Origin of the sequence: Sorangium sp. So ce834, from assembly GCF_051521425.1 — a bacterium.
Taxonomy (GTDB): Bacteria; Myxococcota_A; Polyangia; order Polyangiales; family Polyangiaceae; genus Sorangium; species Sorangium cellulosum_D.
Genome location: NZ_CP150351.1, coordinates 11,899,378 through 11,919,571, shown reverse-complemented (window position 1 = coordinate 11,919,571; position 20,194 = coordinate 11,899,378). Strand labels below are relative to the sequence as shown.

Here is a 20,194-nt window from a genome sequence, read left to right as displayed (position 1 = left end):
CGCCCGCCGCCCTGGCAGGCTCGTCTGCGCCCCGCGGTGCTGCTGCGGCAGGCTACACCGCATCTCCGAGCGCGTCGCGGCGCGGGACGGTGCTACTGGAAAGGTGCGAGCTGGACTACCCGGGGGGCCAGAGCGCTCGAGCCAGCGGTGACGTTGTCGAGCGGGGTCCCCGCGCTCATTCGCTCAGCAACGGAGCGAGCCAGGGCACGACCGGCAGATCGTTGTCGGTTTGGACCTTCGTCTTCCATTCCTCGTCGGTGAGGCGCACCAGGCCGTCTTCAAGGACTTCGTGGTAGGCGGAGACGACGCCCGCGTACGCGCGGGGACCCTGGCAGGAGTCGACGGTCACCACCATCAGGCGCGGCACGCCGGTGCCCACGTGAAGCACGCTGGGCTTACGAGGGACCGGCAAGTCGCCGCCGATGTCGGTGTGCACGTCGGTGATGGTGGGATCCATCTCCACGGCCTGCAGCGGGTCGAAGTGGAGCTCGCTGTACCAGCCGGAGTGGCCGAGGACGGTCCCGTCGCAGTTCACGCTGGCCGTGACGGCCCGGTTGATGAACGCGAGGTGCTCCGCGTTGTGCGGCTGGCCGCTGCGCTGGGCGCGCGCCATCTCGGCGAGCGTGAGGTTGATGCGCGCGACGCGCGCGAAGTAATCCTCGATCTGGCCGCCGAAGCTCGGATCGAGCTCGAGCGTGGCGGTGAGCTCCTGCGCGCGCTCGGCGAAGCGGACCACGGCCTCGAAGAACTCGGGGTAGGGGTCGACGTAGGCGTCGGGATACTCGCACGACGCGTTCGACGTATACGACTGCTTCACGTAAAGCACGTTGTTGTGGCGGAGCTGCGCCCACGAGCTGAGCTGGGTGTTGAGCAGCCGGCGGCCCCAGGCTTCGCTGCGGGCCACCGCGGGCAGGTCCGAAGGCGGGGCGCCCGCCGCGGGCGACAGCGTGCGGAGCGCGCCGAGCCAGCTCGTGTACAGGCTGCCCTCCCAGTATGGCTCGGGGTGCTCGTCGACCAGCAGGCGCAGCGCGGAGAGCTCACCGGGATAGCCGGCCTCGACGTCGAGCTCGTCGCCGAGCAGGCCGAGCGCCTGGTCGTTGCCCAGCGCGGCGAAGGCCACGTCGAGCGGGTCGGGCACGACGCGCGTGGGCAGGCGGTCGTAGACCAGGTTCGAGAAGACGTGGCTGTCGACGGTGTAGCGCTGGCCGAACAGCGCGAAGCTCAGGTTCAAGGGGAAGGTGCTCGCGCCGCCGGCCTGTCGCTTCATCACGTGGCTGGCGATCCGCTGCTCGCCGAACTGACCTTGGACGAGCGCGCCGGCGAGGGTCGCGTCGTCGAGGGCGGTGATCCCGTCGGGAGCGTCGAGCGCGGTGAGCAGCTCGTCCACTTCCGGCAGCGTCATGTAGTCGTGCTCGCCCACGAACGCGCTGATGGTCCCGTCGATCGACTTGTATTCCGCGAACGTGCGTTCGTCGAGGAGCCGGCGCAGCGCGATGACGCTCTCGACCTGCCTGCGCCGCAAGATCTGCTTGCCGTCCTCCTGCGTCTCGAGCAGACGAAAGTCGATGCGGCCGAGCCACATCATGCTGCGGAAGTAGCTCTCGAGCTCCGGGTCGCCGTCGTAGTGCCCGCGCGGCTTGAACTGCGAGAAGTCGATGTTCCGCTTCACGCCGAACAGCACGCGTTCCTGGATCCCCGCGGCCCGCCTGGCGGCGTCGACGAAGCTCTGTACCCCTGAAGGCTCGCGGGGGTCGACCTTGCCGTTCAAGAGCGACACGGCCACGCCCAGGTAGAAGTTCAGATCGGACGCCACCTCCGGCTCCAGCGTGTCGGCCGCGTCGATGAGCGAGCCGCGAATCTCGGTCAGCAAGCGCTTGAGCCGGGGCCGCAGCGCCTTCTTCTCGAGCTGCTGGAGGATCTTGTCGTGCGAGCGGTAAATGGCCTCCAGCACCATGTCGCTGCTGATGAACACCGGCAGATCCGCCATGTAAATCTCGGAATAGCCGAGGGCGAAAGACGGGAATCGGTGGTTCGCGTCGATGGCGAAGCCCATTTGCGACAGGCGCTCTTTCGGAGCGTCGGGAGCCGAGAAGAAGGCGGCCAGGATCTGGTCGAGGTTCGTCGCGGCGAGCGGGTCGTAACCGAGGTTCGGCTCGAACTCGACGGCGTGGCTCGCTCGCAGCTCGTCCGCGGTCGAAAGCCGTGCCTCCTCGAGCTCCTGGAGCAGCGGGTCGACGCTGGCCGGCGGAGAGACCGTGATCTCCGCGCCAGGGTCGATCTCGCTTGGCACATCGGCGATCGCGCTGGGATCGGGGCCGACGGGTCCACACGAGCAGGCGCAGAGCAGCGCCAGCAGCGGCAAGGTCACTCTGGTCCCGCGCCCGAGCCAGGTCATCGTCGTTCGCATCATGCCATTCATGTCATGCCTCCCGCTCTCCCGGTCAAAATGTGCCACTCGATGGGGGAGAGCCGAGGCTCGCGAACCGCAACCGGCGTGCCAGGCGTAGCGACACCCCCTCTGGAGCGAACGGCCTGCGACCAAGCGTGGATTTCGTGCTGAGGATGCCGAGCCGCGGAGCGCGGTGCTCTGGCCGAACGCGCGGAACTCTGGGTCAGGCCGCCGCGCCGGCCACGCCCGCGAGCAGCGACGGCCAGCTCCGGGGCGGCTTGAACCGGTGGGTCGGCGCGGGGCCATCGACGATGTGCTCGACCTCGTCGAGGCGGCCGCCGGGGAGCAACACCCCGCCCAGCGACGCGCGCACGAGCGGTATCCGCGCCGGATCGAAGCCCATCACCCGCGACGCGATCGCGTCGACGACGCTCGGGTCGAACCCGCCGATCAAGAGCCCCGCGGGCACCGGCGTCGCGCCGAGCGGCCCCTCGCCCTCGCCCGCGACGATGCCGTCCACGATCGTCAGGTACCGCCGCTGCGGCTCGCCGCGCAGCGCGCCGCCGCGGTCGGCGAAGAACAGGATGCGGTTGAGATCCAGGATGGTCCGCCAGAGCGTGTCGTTCCCCTCCCAGCTCCCGTCGATGACCTTCGGCGGCGCCCCGAGCCGCGGCGCGCGCGCCACGAGCGAGTGCTCGCCCGGGAGCGGGAACCGGCTCAGCTTGTTCTCCACCGCCTCGCCGAGGCCCTGGGGACGATCGAACTCGTCGCCGCCCACCGACGGATCCCCCTCGGTGAAGTGCGGGAGCCAGTACTTCTCGTTCGTCAACCCGATCACGCTCTTCAGCGAGAGCGTGACCCCGGTCTTCTTGTGCGTCTTCAGCTTGGGCAGGTTGATGACGACATCCGCGTCGAGGAGCGTCTGCGGAATGCTGTACTCGTGCCGCTCCCCGGTGTGGTGCGGCACCGGCGTCGCGTAATGGCTGCGGTGGAAGCGGAGCGCGCCGGGGCGCGGGGCGCCCGCGCCGGCGAAGAAGCTGTCCCGGCCGAGATCGACCACACGGTAGCCCCGGGGATCGCCGGGCAGCGGGCGGCGGAGGAGCAGCCCGAGGTTCCACGAGCGGCCGAAGCGGCGCACGTCGTCGAGCGCGAACACGGGCGCGACCCGGAAATAACGCAGGTCGATGAAATCGACGTCATGACCCTGGGCCTTCAGGTGATCGATGACGTCGAAGATGCCGAGAGGGCCGGCGACCTTCTCGATCTCGCAGCCCTCGACCGGCGAGTCGACCACGCGCACCCGCCCGCGCGGGCTGGCGGCGCGGAGCGCATAGTCGAGCACCGGCCGGAGGAGCGAGCCGTGCGTGCTCGAGGCGGCGAGCCGCTCGCCCGTGATCTTCTGGTGCAGGTTCTTCGACGAGACGAGGTTCGGCTTGATGATGACCCGGTCGCCCGGCGCGATCAGGTCGCCGAGCGGGTTCCACGCGGGCGTGCCGGCGCGCGCCGCGTCGAGGCCGAGCCCCCGGAAGAGCGCCTCGACGGCCTCGTAGACCGGGCCCGGCGCGCCGTACGGCGCGCGATCGGCGTAGCCGAGGCCCGGCCTCGATACCGTCACCACGCGGCTCATCACCGTTGCCATCCGGAGCGCCCCTCTCAACCGCCCGCGCCGTTCGCGCCGGACGACAGGATCTCCGCCGGCGCGGCGCGCTGGAAATCGACGTTCAGGCGCGAGACGCTCGCGAGGTGCTTGCCCGTGCGGACGAGCGCGATGTCGTCCGCGAACTCGACCTGGATGCGCATCCGCTCGCCGAGGAAGCGGCGGAACGTGGACAGCACCTCGTCCAGCACCTGCTGCGAGAACCGCCCGCCCTTGACCACGCGGAACGTGATGGCGTCGCGCTCCTCCTGAACCACCTGAAAGCGCTTGATCGCGTAATCGAACTCCTTGAGGTAGTGCGCGAAGAACGTGCCGGGCAGATAACGCCCGTCCGTCCCCCGGATGATCGACTGGACCCGCCCCTCGATGCGGCCGACGCGCGGCGCCCCGCGGCCGCAAGGGCACGGCACGGCCGGATGCATCGCCTCGGCGAGATCGCCGATGCGGTAGCGGACGAAGGGCATGCAGAAGTTGTTGAGGTCGGTGATCACCACCTCTCCGATCTCCCCGGGCTCCGCCGGGCGCCCGTCGCGGAGGATCTCGACGATGTACCCCTCGGCCACGACGTGGTGGCCCTCGTGCGCCTCGCACTCGTAGGCGATGCCCGAGAACTCGCGGCTGCCGTACTTGTCGAAGACCTCGCAGCCGAACGCCTCCTCGATGAGGCGGCGGCTCGGCAGCGGCAGCGTCTGCGCGCTCGACATGATCGCGCGCGGCCGGGCCGCGACCTTGCCGGTGCCCTTCACGTAGTGCGCCAGGAAGTCGAGCGCCTCGGCGTAGCCGTCCATGAGCACCGGCTGCACCTCGGCGATCCGCGCGATCATCTTGCCCAGGTTGTCGTCGGACAGCTCGAAGATGGGGATGAACGTCCGGTTCGACAGGATGGCGTCCGCGCGCTCGCGGGCCGCCTGCCACCGGGTCATGCCGATGGTCTGGTGCCACAGCCGCACCGTCGGGTCGCCGAAGCGGTAGCCCGTCCACTCCTGCGCCCGGAGCGTCGCCGCCCAGCGGAACTCGAGCTGCGCCCGGTCGGCGTAGCAGACGAAGGGCTCGCCCGTGGAGCCGCTCGTCGTGATCTTGAGGACCTGCGACTTGTCGTGGTTCTCCGACATGATGTCGAAGTAGAGGTGGCGCCGGATATCCGCCTTGGTGAGGAACGGCAGCTTGTGGAGGTCCTCCTGGCCGCGGATGTCCTCGGGCCGCAGCTTGAGCTCCTGCATGCGGGCGCGGTAATAGGGCACGTTGCGGTAGCAGTGGCGGAGCAGCCGCCGCAGCTTCTCGTCCTGGAGCTCGTGGGTCTGCTCCGGCGTGAGCCACTGCGTCTTGCGCAGCGTCTCGTAGTAATGCTCGACGTCGCGCGTGATCATCCAGTGGGTGTGGTTGAACGCGGCGAGGTACGCGCGCCACTTCGCCGTGATGAGCGGATCGCGCTCCGGCGAGCGATCGAGCACCGGGTGGCGGCGGAGGTACTGCGTGGCCACGTCCGCCGGGGGCCGGCCCACGCGGTACTCCCACATCGCCTTGCCGAGGTCGTAGAACGACTTCACCACGGCGCCGGCCGCCCCCTTGTCGAGGAAGGAGACGCCCTGCCGGCGCTGCTCGAAGAGCGTCTCGACCTCCTTGTACGAGTAGCCCTTGGCGTGGGCGGCGACCAGGATGAACGATTGCCAGTAGAAATAGCTGCCCTTGTACGTCAAGAGGTCCTGGAACACCTCGCGCGCGCACATCACGAAGCCGCTCTTGTTGTCCTGGAGCGACATCCCGAAGGTGGTGTTCAGCAGGGAGTTGAACCCGCGGCTCAGGTGGTAACGGCGGTCCTTGCGCCGGCCGACGGCGCTCCTCCAGCCCTGGATGACATCGACGCTGTGCTCGTAGAGCTCGCGCCGGAGGCGCAGCAGGTCCTCGGGCTGGTACTGGAGATCGGCGTCGATGATGGCGACGAGCTTGCCGCGCGCGGCGGCCGCGCCGGTGCGCCACGCCGCGCTGATGCCGCGGTTCTGCGGGTGGAAGCACCCCACGACGAGCCCGCGGTGCGCGGCCACGAGCGCGCGGATCGTGGTGGCGGTGCCGTCGGCCGAGCCGTCGTCGACGAGGATGAGCTCCCCCGCGAGGGCGCCCTCGCGGAAGACGCCGAGGACGCGCTCGGTGAGCTCGGGGATGTTCAGCTCTTCGTTCAGACACGGCACGATGACGGAGAGCTCGATCGGGGTCTCCGGAGCAGGCTCGGACTGGGGTTCGGACATGGTGGTTCGCCTATCTTGCCTGGAAGGGGAGCCCGCGGCGGGGCGACGGGCGCTCGGGGCGGTCCGGGTGCACGGCGGGGGTCACCGGGGGACGCAGCGGAAGCAGGCGCGGATCGGCAGGGCGCCGTGGGGCGCGGCGCGGCGCTCGGTCACGCGGAAGTGGCGCTCGAGGAGGCGGCCGAACTCGTCCGGCGTCCACTGGTGCAGGTGGTAGACGTCGCCGCCCCACTGGATGCGGTCGCGCAGGAGGTAGCCGACGGGCGTGCGGCGGACGAGGCCCTTCAGCCGCGCGATGAGCGGGTCGTTCGGGACCGTGATCGCGGCGACGCCGGCGGGGCGCAGGAGGCGGGCGATGGCCGCGAGGACGGCGGAGGGTTCGACCGTGTGCTCCAGGACCTCGGTGCAGATGATGCGATCGAAGCTCGCGGCGGGGAGGTCGAGCCCGTCGACCTCGCCCTTGAGGAAGCGGGCGTCGTAGCCCGCGAGGTTCTTGCGGGCGGTGTCGAGGAAGACGTCGGAGACGTCGATCGCCGTGATGCGCGCCCGCGGGAACATGCGCAGCACGTGGCCGCCGCCGGAGCCGACCTCGGCGAGGTCGAGGCCCGCGCAGTCGCCGAGCATGTCGCGGATGATGGCGAGCCGCTCGCGTTCGATGAGCCGGATCGGCAGCGGGGCGCGGTCGTAGTAGTCGTCGATCGGGTGCTCCCGGGCGAGGCGGTCGTTGAGCGCCTCCACGTCGATGTCGCCGGCGGCGTTCGGCATGGCAGCCCCCATAGCACGGGGGCGGCGGAGCCTCACCCGGGCCGCGCGGCCGGGCTGAGCCGGGAGCGCGGATCGGCGCCCTCGTCGACGACCACCCTTCGCTCCCTGATCGATATCGCTCGTCGTGACCCAGTACCTGCTGGACATCGCCGGGGCGCCGACGTTCATCGCGCGGGAGATCAACCGGGTCCTGTCCTCAGGAGGCGTATGGCTCAATCTCGGCTTGCCCTTCCGCCGCTCCTCGGATCCACCGGATGCCGGGCCCCTGACGTGCGACGACATGCCGGCATTTCTCGATGACCTCGCGTTCGACGCGCTGGAGATCCGCCGGAGGAGGGCCATGTTCCACGACCTCTCGGCGCTCGACGAGTGGCTCCCTGCGTCGGTTCACTCCACCATCTTCTTCGCCGCCAAGAAGCGCGGAGACCTCGCGCCCGATCCCGTCGCGCGCGCCTTCGAGGACCACGCCGCCCGGCGCGGGACCGCGATCCTGGACATGATCCCGCGGCTCATCGCGGGCCGACGCATCCATCTGCTCGAGGGGTGGTCCTTCGGCCCCGGGGGCGCGAAGCCTCGTGTGGAGCTGATCGCCGCGAGCGGCAAATCGATGTCGATCCCGGGCCCGCTCGGCGCTTTTCTGCGCAGGCTCCTGTCGTCCATCGACGGCGAGCGGACGGCTCGCGAGGTCCTGGCCGCCGTCGGTTCGGCGTCCGACGACGCGCTCACCGAGGACGACTTCGTCGTCCTGCTGCGGACCCTGATGCTCCGGGGCTGGCTCGAGATCGGACAGACGAGGCCATCCGCCCAGAGACAGCCCTGAAGGCGTGCGCCGCTTCCGCGAGCAGACCACGGCTGCCCGGCGTCGGACAGCTGTGTCCAGGGACGCCAGCAGCGGAGAGACTAGAACCCGCAGGTCGACAGGCGGTCATCGCCGACCGCGATCGTGACCCCCCAGTTCTCGCCGTTCGAGTAGCTCCAGTTGAGGTAGCTCTCGCCGTTGGTCACGGTGTGATAGGGCATCACGGCCCAGCGGTTGCCCCCCAGGTCCCACTCGGCGCACCACGAGTACGGGCTCTCGTCGCAGCTCGCTGCGTAGCTGTTCGAGTACTGCCCCGTGTCCGGGCCGGACCAGGGGCCGTCGAGCACGCGCCAGTACTTGTTCCAGGGGCCCGAATAGAAGGTGCCGCCGCCCTCGTTCGTCTGCGTGACGTAGGTGTCGACGTAGAAGGCGGCGTTCTCGGAGCACCAGGCGGTCGCGCCCTCGCTCGTGACGATCTCGAACAGGATGTACTGGCTCGAGCTCACGCTGCCGAGGCTCGAGAAGAAGTCGTAGAGCGATTTGATGCCCACGTCGTCCGCCGGCGTGTCGACGTAGCTGAAGACCGAGACGCCGCCGCACGGCGCGCACGGGCCCCCGCAGTCGACGCCGGTCTCGCCCTGGTTCAGGATGCCGTCGCTGCAGGTCCCCCCGCCGCAGTCCGCGGCCGACACGTGCAGGGGGAACGAGAGCCGGCTGCTCCCGCCAAGCACATCGGTGACCGTCACCTGGACCGTGGCGACGCCCGGGCCCGCCGGGGTGAACGTCGCGGCGCTGCCGGCGCCCGCGAGCTCGCCCGCGCCGCCCGTGAGCTCCCAGGCGACCGAGAGCGCGTCGCCGTCGGGATCCGACGCCGTCACCGCGATCGTGGCGGTCTCGCACTGCGTGATGAACTTGCTCGGGGCGATGTCGATGTCCTCGATCGCCGGCGGGTCGTTCAGGGCGGCGATGACGTCGAGCCCGCCGTTCGGCGCCCCGGCGCACTGGGATACGAGGGTGATCTCGGACGTCCCCTCGGGGAAGACCGAGGCCGTCGCCTCGGCGGGGGCGCACTCCACCGAAGGGCCGGCGCTGCTCAGCGGCGTCGCGCAGACGCGGTAGACGCCGGGCGGCACCACGAACAGGCCGTCGGCCCCCGCGTGGACCCTGGACCCGGGAGGCAGCGCGCGCTCGGGGAGCGCCTCCTCTTCCAGCGCGCTCGTCGTCTCGGCGATGGCCGCATCACCGCAGGTGCCGTCCAGGGCGACGACCTTGTAGTGGACCGCGACGACGTCGTGACGCAAGCCTCCGACCGTGAGCGCCGCATGAATGACCCCTGTCTCCGCGGCCTCCTTCGCCGCGGCGCCCTCCGCGTCCCGGTCGCACGCCGGCGTCGCGGCGACGAGCGCGATGACCATCGTTCTACTCGCGCGAGAGTGGAATACGCTTCGCATGGTGCACCTTCTCCCTGGTGACGTTCGGCAACATCATCGCGGGCGCGGCGAGCTCTGCGGACAGCCGCTCTGCTGACGGCAGAATCTCCGGGGCGGCCCCATCGCCCCTTGCGCGCCGGGCTCCGCTTGCAGCATCGCGCATGCCGCGGTGGGGCCGGCGGAAGGCGTCGGGATTTTGCGGTTCAGCGGCGCCGGAGGTACTCTGTCGGATCAGGACGTCTGCGGGCCCTTGCGCCATCCCGCAACCGTTCGCGGGCTCCGGCAGCGCCTTGCGCAACACGACGGTTGAGCTCGGTCACGCTCGGCGCTGCGCAGCAACGGGGGCGGTCGCCGGCGGTCAGGGCTCGACGCGGCACGCCGCGCTGCACCCGTCGCCGGCCGCCGTGTTGCCGTCATCGCACGTCTCGAGCCCCCCGACGTCGCCGTCGCCGCACGCGATCGCGGGATCGATCAGGGCGCGGCGCAGCTTCAGGTCGTCCCGGAGCGCGCTCGCGTTCGCGTTGAACTCGATCAGATCGTCCCGGGTCGCCTCGCCGGCGCTGGCCGTGTTGATCACCTGCGCCGCCCGCTCGATGGCCGCGAGCGCGGCGCCCTCGTCCCACGCCGCGCGCGCGATGCGGTCGAGCTCGGCGCGGAACCGCGCGTCGAGCGCCGGGATCTCGCGGATCCGGCGCGGGAGCACGGCGACCGGCGCGGTCTCGGTGTCGAAGCGCGGGTCTTCCAGGATGCGGTCCATCCCGTGGGGAAGGAACACGAAGCGCCCGTCGACCGGGTTCTTGTACAGGTAATAGTTGTTCGCGCGGTACGCGTAGCCGTCCCAGTGACCGAGGAGCGCCTCGAGGGCGAAGCTCGTGATGAAGCGATCGAGGTCGAGGTGCTCGCCGACCTTCGCCGCGAGCGCCTCGTCCGGCGTGTCCCGGATGGCCTCGGCGAGCGCGCGGAGCGCGGCCGCGCCCTTGTCTTCCCCGCCGTCGAGCTCCGCGGCGCCGAGATCGTCGACGAAGTCGCCGCAGCACGGCCCCTCGTAGAGCGCCCCTTCGTCGTTCTTCTCGCCGAAATGGCGCCTCAGGAACCGCTTGTCGATGGCCTCGGTGACGACGTAGATGCCCTTGTCGACGCCGTTCAGGCTCACCACCGCGTGCGCGGTGCGCGCGGCGGGCACCCCGGCGCGCTCGTGCATGTCCCCCCCGAGCTGCTCGCGCAAGAAGCTCGAGTCCTGCTTGGCGCTGTTCAACAAGAGCTTCTTGACCCCGTCGAGCTCCGCCCGCTCGTCGAACTCGTCGATCTTGACGCTGAAGCTCGGCTTCTTCTCGAGCTCCTTGATGTCATTGCCCTTCTGCCGGATCCCGGCGCCGCGGACGACCTCGCCGTCGTAGGTCAGCGTGCACGGCACGCGGTTGTCGAGATCCGTGGCGAGCTGTTCCAGGTGGGCCTCGTCGACGGTGATCGCGATCGTGTGCAGCTTCGTCCGATCGAAGACCGCTTCGCCGGTCTCCTCGTGCACCGGACAGCCGCTCTGGCTCGCCACCACGAGGAGGAGGGCGAGGGCGGCGGAAGCGTGGCTGGTTCTCATCGTTCCCGGTTTCCAGTGGAGCATCTCTCTGGATACCGCCTCTCCTCCGCGTCCGCCCGCGCGGACTGGGGCCGGTCGACCGCGCCGCGGCGCGGCGCGAGCGGGGCGCCGCGGCCCGCGCTCACGGGCGCCACGGGAGCTCCTGGAACGAGGGCGCGGCGCTGCCGGCGTCGAACACGATCATCAGCGCGCCCGGCGCGAGCGAGGGGGTGAGCCCCTCGGGCTTGAGCCCCGGGAACCGCTGGACGAGGCGCGGCGAGAGGACGCCGGCCTCGGGGCGATCGACCCGCCACAGCGCGCCGGCATCGCCGTCCGCGGTCGAGGGCGTGGACGCGATCGCGAGCGAGCCGTCCGGCATGAAGGCGAGCTCCGAGATGCCGCCCGGCGTGGGCCGCCCGTCGACCTCCACGTCGACGCGCGCGCGCGCCCACAGCGAGACGCCGGCCGCCTCGAAGCGCCTCGCCTCGTCCGCGGCCCGGCCGCCCTTCGCCCGCGCGGCCTGGACCGGGGAGGCGCCCTCGCCGCCGAAGAGCGCGAGCGGGGCGGCGACCCGCCAGATCATCGCGTTGCCCTGCGGATCGAGGGGCGCCTTCAGCCCGAGGTACAGCGCGCCCTGCCGGAAGGCGAGGCCCTCGATGTCGAGCGCCCGCGTCCCGTCCGGGAGGCCGAGCGCCGCGGCGCGCGCGGGGGCCGCGTCGAGCAGCTCCGCCAGGTGGATCTCGCCGTCGACGCGGAAGCCGCCGCCCTCCGGGCGGAGGCGGAGGAGCGCGGTCCGCGCGGGCTTGCGCTTCCCCTTCTTGCTGTAGCTCTGCGACGAGAGGAGGTAGACCTCGCCCGCGTCGCCGGCGGCGATCCCCTCGACGTCGCTCAGCTCGTCGACGCCGCTCACGGGCACCGGATCCGGCGCGACGGCGCCGCCCGCGGACATCGCGAAGAGCCACGGCGCGCCCTCATTGCGCTCGTGGCCGGTGTCGTCGCTGACGATGAGGTACCGCGACTCGCCGGGGCGGGCGAGGACGCCGGACGGCTCGAGGCGCGAGCGGCCGGCCAGCGCCGGCGGCACCTTCATGGGGAGCTGCGACGAGGCCGCGGCGGCCTGCGGCGCGGCGGCGGCGCCGGGCGCGGCGGGGGTGGGGGCGGGCTTGGGCGGCGCCGGGGCGGGCCTGGGCGGCGCGGCCGCCCGCGCGCCGCCGAAGGTGATGTCGAAGGCCTGGCCGGGGACGAGCGCGGCCGGCGCGTCGAGCGCGATGGTGACCACGCGGCCCCACGCGGGCACCTGCGGCGCCGGCCAGCAGCGCGGGGGGAGCTCCGAGACGAGCGGACCCACCGCGGCGACCGTGCCCGGCAGCGCGTCGCCGAGCTGGCCCCGGATCCAGAGCTCGGCGCCGTCGCCCTCGTGGACGCCGAGCGCGAGTCGCTCGGGGACGCAGGCGATCGCGCGCGCGCCCGAGCGCGCGCTCACGAGCTGCGCCACGGGCTCGCCGGCCGGGACCACGTCGCCGGGCTGCCGGTCGATCGAGGCCACGCGCCCCGCGCTCGCCGCGCGCAGCGCGTACCCCGCGCGCCGCTGCTCGAGCATCGCGATGCGCTCGGACGCGACGCGCGCGTCGGCGTCGAGCTTCGCCGCGAGCCCCGACGTCTGATCCCGGAGCTCGCTCCGGCGCCGATCGGCCGCCTCGAGCTGCGCCGTGAGCAGGCTCAGGGTGCGCGGCTTCTCGCTGGCGATCGCCGTCACCGTCGCGCGCTGCAGATCGAGCTTCGCCAGCTGGTCGACGGCCGTCAGGTGGCCCTCGACGAGCTGCCTCATCCTCGCGATCTCGCCGTCCAGCACCTTCGCCTCGGCCACCGCCCGGCGCTGCTCCTCGCGCTGCTCGGCGAGGTGGCGCTCGACCGACGCGCGATCCACGTCGAGCTTCTGCTCGACGAGGGCGAGCTCCATCCGGAGATCGGCCTCGACCTGCGCCTTCTCCGCCTTCGCGACGCTGATCTCGGCGTCGATCGCCGAGGCGTCCAGCGTCGCGATGACCTGCCCGGCCGAGACCTCCTGGCCGACGGCCACCTCGATGGAGGCGACGCGGGCGGTCTCGATCGGCGAGATCGCCTCGGGCAGCGCCTCCGCGAAGCCGAAGACCTGCCCGCGAGGGCCGCCGCCGTCCAGGTGGAGCCACAGCGCGGCGCCGAGCGTGAGCACGAGGGTGATCGCGGGGCCGGCGTCCTTGAGCGCCGAGCGGAGTCGCAGGTAGCTGTGCATCGGTGATCCTTGCGCGGTGATGACGACGGCGGTCGCGTCGACGGGTCGAGCGCGCCCGCGGGGCGAGCGAGGCGGGCCCCTCGACGAGGGGCCTCGGCCGCTAGAGATCCAGCGTCGGTTCCTGGAGCATGAGCGAGACGTCCTGCACGCCCGGGATGGCCTGCAGCCTCGAGACGAGCGACGCGCGGAGCTCGGGCGCGCGGACGCTGATCTGGTAGGCGTGCTCCATGAGGGTCCCCTGCGCGGCCTCCCGGAGGGTCACGAGGGAGAAGGTCTGGCAGTGCGCGCGGAGGATCTTCGCGAGCGCCTCCTCCGCGTCGGGCATCGAGGGCGCGGTGAAGCGGAGCAGGCCGTCCGGCTGCCGCCGCGCGCCGTAGCCGGTGACGTGGAGGAGCAAGGTCCCGCCCCCGAAGATCGCCGTCCCGGCGAGCGCCGCGCCGAACGCCTGGAGCCCGCAGGCGATGCCGACGCCGAGCGCCGCGAAGACGAACATGACGTCGCGCGGATCGCGGAGCGTCGTGCGGAAGCGGACCGCGCTCAGGCCCACGGCGACGCCGATGCCGGCGGCGAGGCTGCTGCCCACGGCGAGCATCAGCATGCACGTGATGACGCTGCCCATGGCCATGCTGTGCACGGCGGAGCGGGCGTAGGAGAGGCCGCGGAAGGTGGCCATGTAGACGAGCGCGACCACCTGCCCCAGCCCGAACGCGAGCAGGAGCGCCACGAGGGCCCTGCGGAGGTCCACGGCGCTCCCCTGGGTGAGCCATCCGAGCCAGTCGATCATGACGGTCCGTTCTCGCCTGCGGCGACCGCGGGGCGCGGCCCCCCCGGGCCCGCGGTCGGCCGCCTCACGGCGCCCCGGCGGCAGCCCCGCGGCCGGGGTAGGGGCGCGCTTGCTTGATGTAGAGCGTCGGCGGCTCGTTCGGGCTCGCGTCGTCGTCGAACTTGAACTCCACGTCCATCGCGTACCAGCCCGTGTTGCCCGCCGCGGGGCCGTACGCGGGGGAGAACCGGGTGTGGATGGCGTCGAGCGCCTTGCCGAGCGCGTGCACCTGCGCCGCCGTGAGGACCGTCTGGCCCTCGGGCACGAGGGTCGAGTGCGTCAGGTAGGTGACCGGCTGGTTCGGCTGGTTGAAGAAGTAGAGGAACTCGTCGTTCGTCACGCCCGCCGGCGGGGCCACGACCTCCACGTCGCCGCCCGCCTGCACGTTGACGTAGAACGCGGGCTGGACGCCGGCCGTGTCGAACGGGTTGTTGGTGATGGCCACGCCGTTCGCCTCCTCGTCGGGGAAATTGTGGTGCACGAGCAGGGCCATCCCGATCGACCGGTGATCGATGCCGTAATAGGTGCGCTCATCGAAGGTGCGGAGCTTCCAGGCGCTCGCGTACGTCTTGCGGATGGCGTCGAGGACGTCCTCCCAGTCGGTCGGATCGCCGGTGTGCGAGTCGTAGCAGCCGGCGCACGGGAACCCGTCGAGATCCTCGCTGTTCGTGCTGGTGCGGAACCGCATCGCGTGCCCGGGGTACTCCGCCGCGATCTTCTCCTTGAGGAGCGCCTGGAGGTCGGCGTCGACGGGGGCCGCCTTCATGGCGTCGCGGAGCGCCTTCAGCTGCTCGTCGCGGGCCGCCGGGTCGGTGTTGAACTTCGGGTCGTCGAGCATCGCCTCGATCTGCTCGTAGAAGCCGTTCTGCTTCATGAACTGGTCGTAGTAGTAGACCGGGATCGCGAACGCCTTCTGGACCGGGACGTCGGGGATCCTCGACAGGATGGAGTAGTGGGCCGCCTTGCCGCCGAAGGCGAGGACGGCCTGCTTGATCGCGTCCCGGAGCGGCTCGCCTTGCGGCGGATCGGGGGTCACCTCCGCGATGTCGCGCAGATCGGTGACCGAGAGGTCCAGCTCGGGGAGCGTGACGGGCTTGGGCTTGTGCGCCTCCCAGAACGCCTCGGCCTCGGCCTCGGTGACCTCGCGGACGCTCCAGGACGACGGCCCCGCGGTGAGCTCGACCAGCTTGTCCTTCAGCGCGAGCAGCTCGGGGTGGCTCATCGCGTTGCGCAGCCCCATGTTGGGCGTGCGCCGGTTCTGGGAGAGCACGTTGACGTGCGACAGCGGCGTCTGGAACTCCTCGGTGATGATCCCCTGGACGACCGAGATGTCGTTGGGCGCCTCGTCGAGCACCACGATGTCCTGATGGGACAGGTACTCGTCGTCGAGATCCGCCGCCTTCGCGAAGTGGAGGCGCCCCATGGCCGTGCCGAGCGAGAGCGGCTGGTAGTCGATCCCGGCGTAGAGATCGCCGGTGCTGACCACGGGGACGTCGGCGGGCAGCTTCTTCGCCTCGACCGCGACGGCCTCCGACGTGGGGTGGAAGGCGAGCTTCGCGCCGAAGAAGGAGGCCCCCTTCACCGCCCGGAACAGGGTGGCGATCATGTCCGCGGACGCGGTGTCGTACGGAGACAGCTCGAGCGCCCACGCGTCGGGGCCCTCGTAATGCGTCACCGCGCCGAGGACGAAGCGGCGATCCGGCGTGAAGTACTCGGTCGCGTTGAAATCGGCGAGGGGGGGGACATAGGGCAGCCCCTCGCCGGACAGGTGCGAAGATACGAAGTCGTAATGGATCTGGTAGAGAACGCTGTTCTGGAAATACAGCGCGTTCTGATCGGCCTGATCCAGGACGACCTTGACCGAGCGCGCGCCGGGCAAGCTCGCGTCGACGGGCGCCGACGCGAGCGCCTCGAAGTCCTCGGCGCACCCGACGCGCTTGAGGAACTCCGTCGATCCGTCGTCGCCCTTGCGCTCGCAGACCTCCGGAGCCGCGCCGACGTCGTCCGGTGCGCCGCCGCCGCCGCCGCACGCGCCCGGCAGCACCGCGGAGAGCAGGGCGAGCGCGACGATCGACGTGATGCGATTGCCTTGAACCATGAGTCCTCCTGAGACAAGTAAGTTGATCGAGGGGCGGCGCGCCGGCGCGCCTGCGTCAGGGCGTCAGCGCGAAGCAGTAGATCCCGCCGTAGCCACCGCCCGAGCCGACGGTCGACTCGTTGGGCAGCGGTCCCCCGGTCTCCAGGAGGTTGATGCCAGGCGCACACCCCGACTCGTCGAGGGACGACATCCAGTTGGCCATGTTGAGGTTCCCGCCGGGGCCGCCGGGGTCCCCCCCGCCGGTGGGGAAGCCCCCGCCGGTGGGGAAGCCCCCGCCGGTGGGGAAGCCCCCGCCGAAGTTCCTCGGCCACGAGTGCCCGACGCGCGGCCTCCCCTCCGCGTTCTTGTCGCCCGCCGCGGCCGTCCAGTCCTTGCACGTGGCCGTCGCGCTGTAGAGCTTGCCCTGGTCGTTGGTCCCCGTCAGGATGTCGTGGTTATCGACCTCGGGCTGGCTCGGATCGGGCTGGTGGTTGGGGACGCCGTCCTCGTTCGGCAGATCATCGATGATCGCCTCGTCGGCCGCGATGGGTCGATCGTTGAGCAGCTCCGCCTTGTTGTTGGCGACAAGCCGGCCGAGCCGGTCGTACCAGGGCCCCTCGCCGATCCGGTCGATCGCGTCGACCTGCTTGCCGTCCTCTCCGGCGACGGCGCTCAGGAACGCGCGCCACTGCTTGCTCCCCGCGCCCGGGAGGCTCCTCTCGGCGATCGTCGCGCAGATCTTGTCCGCGCCGCGGAGGCCGGCGCCCGGGCCCGTCTCCCCGAAGCGGAGATCGCCCCCGAAGCCGTCCTGCGAGCCCGACAGCTCCTGCATGGCGACGAGGCTGGTCACGAAGAAGCTGAATTTCTCGGTCGTCCCGCCGCCGGTGCCGGTGGTGGCGCCGCCGGTGGTGGCGCCGCCGGTCGTGGCGCCGGTGGTGGCGCCGCCGGTGGTGGCGCCGCCGGTGGTGGCGCCGCCGGTGGTCGCGCCGCCAGAGGTGGCGCCCCCAGAGCTCGACGACGTGCTGGTCGTCCCGTCGCCCGGCGCCTCCGCGTCCGAGCCGGAGCAGCCTACGGCGGTGGAGAGCAGCGCGACGGCGAGGGGCAGCAGCAAGGGGCGATAAGTGATGGTCATGGGATCTGTTTCCTTTGTCTTGGTTAAGCTGGGCTGTGCGCCGCGCCGGCCGCCGGCGAGGCTCATTGGCAGGTGAGATCGCTCTGGCAGGTCTGGCCCTCGGGGCACTGCGAGCTGTCGTTGCACGAGGTGATCCCCGCGATCTCGACCGACTTCTCGATCTGCGACGAGATGACGAGATCGACCCGGCCGGACGCGATCGTCGCGGAGCCCACGGACCTGCGCGTGACGATGATGGTCGGGAAGCCGGCCGCGCCGAGATCGAGGAGCTGCGTGACGAGCGACCCCGGCATGTCGAGCGAGCCCGTGTCCTCGGCGGAGCACTCGATCATGCCCTTCGTGCCGCCGTGATGGCTGATGTCGAGCTTCACGTAGATCTCCGAGGCGCCGGCCTGCCCCGGCGGCGTCCACGCGAGCTGCACGTCTTGATCGGGATCGAGGCGGATCGTGTCGTTCAGGAGCTCGAGCGGGCGCACGCCCTTGGCCTCCACCGCGAAGGCGTCGAAGTAATCGCCGCTGGCCTCGAAGCGGACCGTCTGGCCCTCGTCGGCGGGCGGATAGCGGAGCTTCGCGCCGGCGGGAGGCTGGTAGTTGTTCGCCACGGGGTTCATGACGAGGGACGCCTCGCCCGACTCGAGGTTCAGGCCGGTCACCGTCACGGCGCCGGCGCTGTGCGCGGCCGGGTAGGGCTGGCACGTGTCGTCCTCGACGCAGACGGCGCTGCCCCCGCAGGGCTCGTTACAGAACGGGACGCGCGGCGTGAGGAGCCGGCAGCTGCCCTCCTCGGCCGCCATCTCCCAGATGATCTGCGACGGCGTGGGCCCGTCGTAGATCTTCCCGACGACCGACGTGCTGCCGGACGGCGCGTCGCCCGCCGGCGTGTCGGGGAGCGAGCGCACCTGGAAGGCGCCGATGAGGCGCGTGGGGTCGCCGGGCGGCCCGCCGGGACCGGTGGAGCCGCCGGAGCCGCCGGAGCCCCCGGCGCCCGGCGTGTCGCCCGTGCCCGACGACGAGCAGTGAAGAGAAAGAAGGCTCACGAGCCCGAGGAGGACGCCGGCGCGCCCTCCGGTCCGGTGAGGGAATTTTACAATTTTGCGAATTTTTCGCGACATCTCGATGACAGGGTGGAGATGTCGCAGGTTCGGGGGTCAATCTTTTTTGCGGAGGCCGCGCGAGCGCCGGCGCTCACGTGCCGCCGAGCTCGGACAGGCGCGCGCGCAGCCGCGGGGCGTGGACGCTCTGGCCGTGGCGGGAGAGGAAGTCGGCGATGGCCGCGCGCTCGTCGGCCGTTCGCCCGAGCCGGCGCAGGCACTGCACCCGCCCGACCCGGGCCTCGGCCGCGAGGGGGCCGCCGGGGCCGGCGAGGTAGCGCTCGAAGTGGCCGAGCGCCTCGGCCGGCTTGCCCTGGCGGAGCGCGATCTGGCCGAGCGACACGAGCGCCGCCCGCGCCTCGGGGCTGGACGGGTGCTGCGCGAGCAGGGCGCGGTACGCGGCGCTCGCCTCGGCGGTCTTCCCCTCCCCGAGCCGGGCCTGCGCGCGCAGGAGCAGCGCCTCGGGGCCGATCGGGACCTCCTCCGCGCGCGGCCTGGGCGGCTGCGGGGCGCGATTCCGGGCGTCGGCCGCGCCGGTGGCCGCGGTCTCGCTCGCCGCCGAGCCCGCGCGGGGCGACGGCTCGCTCGGGGGAGCGGCCGCGCCTGCGCCCGGCGAGGGCGCGCCCGGCGCCGCGGCTGCGCCCGGCGTCGCAGCTGCGCCCGGCGCCGCAGCTGCGCCCGGCGGCTCGCCCGGCGCCGTGCCCGCGCCCGGCGGCTCGCCCGGCGCCGTGCCCGCGCCCGGCGCCGCGCCTGCGCCCGGCGGCTCGCCCGGCGCTGCGCCCGCGCCCGGCGAGGGCGCGCCCGGCGCCGCGGGCGCGGGGGCGGGCGGCGCGCCGCTCGGAGCGAGCGCCTCGCTCGTGCTCGGCGCGGGCGGGGGCGCCTGCGCGGGCCCGTCGATCAGCTCCGCCGCGAGCGCGCCCAGGAGGGTCGCCGCGGCGGCCACGCCCGCGAGCGTCCCCGCGACCCCGCGCCGCAGCGCCGGCCGCGGCGCCGCGCGCGGCCGCGCCGCGCTCCTCGGCGCGGGCTCGACGTGGGCGCGCGCGAGCACCCGCTCCAGCATGGCGGCGTCGCTGAGCTCGAGGCCGGCGCCGCGCTCGTCGCCGAGCCTCCCGATCGCGGCCCAGAGCTGCGCCTCGCCGCGGAGCTCGGGGTCCTCCTGCTCGGCGCGGCGGAGGAGCGCCGCGTCCTCCGGGCGGACCGGCTCGCCACGCGCCTCGGCGGCGAAGATGGCGGGCAGGCGGTCCAGATCGATCTCGGGCTTCTGGGTCGCTGTCATGATGCCCTCTTGCGGCCGATCGCGATGTCCTGGCGCACCTGCTTGCGGAGCGCGCCGATCCCGAGGCGCAGCCTGCTCTTCACGGTGTCGGGGCTGACCTCGGTCATTCCGGCGATCTCCTCGATCGAGTAATCGAGCGCATGGTGCAGCAGGATCACGTTGCGTTGCGCCTCCGGCAGCGCGTCGAGGTACGCCCGCGCCTCGCGCGGGAGCGCCTCGAACGGGGGTTGATGCGGCGCCTGGGCGACCTCCTCGTCGATCGCGCTCTCCGGCGCGACCGGCGCGCCGTCCCGGCGCTGCTGCTTGACGTAGCGGAGGATCGTCCGGACGGCGATGCGCTTGGCCCAGGCCTCGACGGCGGCCTCGCCGCGGTAGGTCGAGGCGCTCTCGAGGATCGCGAGCAGGGCGAGCTGCGCGGCGTCGTCGGCGTCGGCGGAGCTGCGGAGGAACGCCCGCGCGATCCGGCGGACCCGGGGGATGACGTGCGTCATGAGCCAGGCCTGCGCCTCTGGATCGCCCGCGCCGGCGCGGCGCATCCGCTCGAGATCGAGCGGCAGGGGCGCGGCGGGCGGCGGTGTGGGAGGGGGGCGGGTCATGGCGCTGGCCGGGCACGGCTCGGGAAACGGTCCGAGGCTCGTGCGAAGAGCTCGTGTGTGCGCAGCGTCCATCG

At 72.1% G+C, this 20,194-nt stretch carries 14 protein-coding genes; 1 reads left to right on the top strand and 13 read right to left on the bottom strand.

Translation table 11 applies throughout. The features are described 5' to 3' along the window. Window positions 1-175: 175 nt before the first annotated feature. From WMF20_RS43785 to WMF20_RS43770, 4 genes are all read right to left on the bottom strand, one after another. Window positions 176-2,410 carry a DUF3160 domain-containing protein gene (locus WMF20_RS43785; protein WP_437607721.1) on the bottom strand — a complete coding sequence of 745 codons (2,235 nt, stop codon included), beginning with the start codon at window positions 2,408-2,410 and terminating at the stop codon, window positions 176-178. Window positions 2,411-2,612: 202 nt separating this feature from the next. Next, entirely contained in the window at window positions 2,613-4,004 is a 1,392-nt protein-coding gene (locus tag WMF20_RS43780) for a DUF362 domain-containing protein (protein ID WP_437607719.1), read from the bottom strand. A 38-nt stretch (window positions 4,005-4,042) separates the two neighbouring features. Beyond that, window positions 4,043-6,289 (bottom strand): glycosyltransferase, encoded by a 2,247-nt coding sequence (locus WMF20_RS43775; protein ID WP_437607717.1) that lies wholly within the window; start codon window positions 6,287-6,289, stop codon window positions 4,043-4,045. Between the two features lie 81 nt (window positions 6,290-6,370). Beyond that, on the bottom strand, window positions 6,371-7,051 hold the full coding sequence (locus tag WMF20_RS43770) for a methyltransferase domain-containing protein (RefSeq protein WP_437607716.1): 681 nt from the start codon (window positions 7,049-7,051) through the stop codon (window positions 6,371-6,373). 124 nt (window positions 7,052-7,175) lie between these two features. On the opposite strand from WMF20_RS43770, the gene WMF20_RS43765 reads away from it, so the two are divergent. After that, window positions 7,176-7,871: a hypothetical protein gene (locus WMF20_RS43765; protein ID WP_437607713.1), complete on the top strand. Its 696-nt coding sequence runs from the start codon at window positions 7,176-7,178 to the stop codon at window positions 7,869-7,871. 80 nt (window positions 7,872-7,951) lie between these two features. On the opposite strand, the gene WMF20_RS43760 is transcribed toward WMF20_RS43765, so the two are convergent. From WMF20_RS43760 to WMF20_RS43720, 9 genes are all read right to left on the bottom strand, one after another. Further along, complete coding sequence (locus WMF20_RS43760) at window positions 7,952-9,265, bottom strand: Ig-like domain-containing protein (protein ID WP_437607711.1); 1,314 nt, start codon at window positions 9,263-9,265, stop codon at window positions 7,952-7,954. A 373-nt stretch (window positions 9,266-9,638) separates the two neighbouring features. Further along, entirely contained in the window at window positions 9,639-10,874 is a 1,236-nt protein-coding gene (locus WMF20_RS43755; RefSeq protein WP_437607709.1) for a CotH kinase family protein, read from the bottom strand. A 121-nt stretch (window positions 10,875-10,995) separates the two neighbouring features. Beyond that, complete coding sequence (locus WMF20_RS43750; RefSeq protein WP_437607708.1) at window positions 10,996-13,125, bottom strand: HlyD family secretion protein; 2,130 nt, start codon at window positions 13,123-13,125, stop codon at window positions 10,996-10,998. Between the two features lie 100 nt (window positions 13,126-13,225). Continuing rightward, complete coding sequence (locus tag WMF20_RS43745; RefSeq protein ID WP_437607706.1) at window positions 13,226-13,909, bottom strand: DUF4956 domain-containing protein; 684 nt, start codon at window positions 13,907-13,909, stop codon at window positions 13,226-13,228. A gap of 64 nt (window positions 13,910-13,973) precedes the next feature. Further along, window positions 13,974-16,046, bottom strand: a complete 2,073-nt coding sequence (locus WMF20_RS43740) for a PEP/pyruvate-binding domain-containing protein (RefSeq protein ID WP_437607704.1) — start codon at window positions 16,044-16,046, stop codon at window positions 13,974-13,976. A gap of 55 nt (window positions 16,047-16,101) precedes the next feature. Beyond that, on the bottom strand, window positions 16,102-17,157 hold the full coding sequence (locus WMF20_RS43735; protein ID WP_437607702.1) for a hypothetical protein: 1,056 nt from the start codon (window positions 17,155-17,157) through the stop codon (window positions 16,102-16,104). Window positions 17,158-17,219: 62 nt separating this feature from the next. After that, a complete protein-coding gene (locus tag WMF20_RS43730; protein WP_437607700.1) occupies window positions 17,220-18,269 on the bottom strand; it encodes a hypothetical protein in 1,050 nt (349 codons plus the stop codon). 73 nt (window positions 18,270-18,342) lie between these two features. Further along, complete coding sequence (locus tag WMF20_RS43725; RefSeq protein ID WP_437607698.1) at window positions 18,343-19,524, bottom strand: tetratricopeptide repeat protein; 1,182 nt, start codon at window positions 19,522-19,524, stop codon at window positions 18,343-18,345. Further along, complete coding sequence (locus WMF20_RS43720; RefSeq protein ID WP_237244648.1) at window positions 19,521-20,120, bottom strand: RNA polymerase sigma factor; 600 nt, start codon at window positions 20,118-20,120, stop codon at window positions 19,521-19,523. Before WMF20_RS43720 ends, WMF20_RS43725 begins: the two co-directional genes overlap by 4 nt. Window positions 20,121-20,194: the final 74 nt, after the last annotated feature.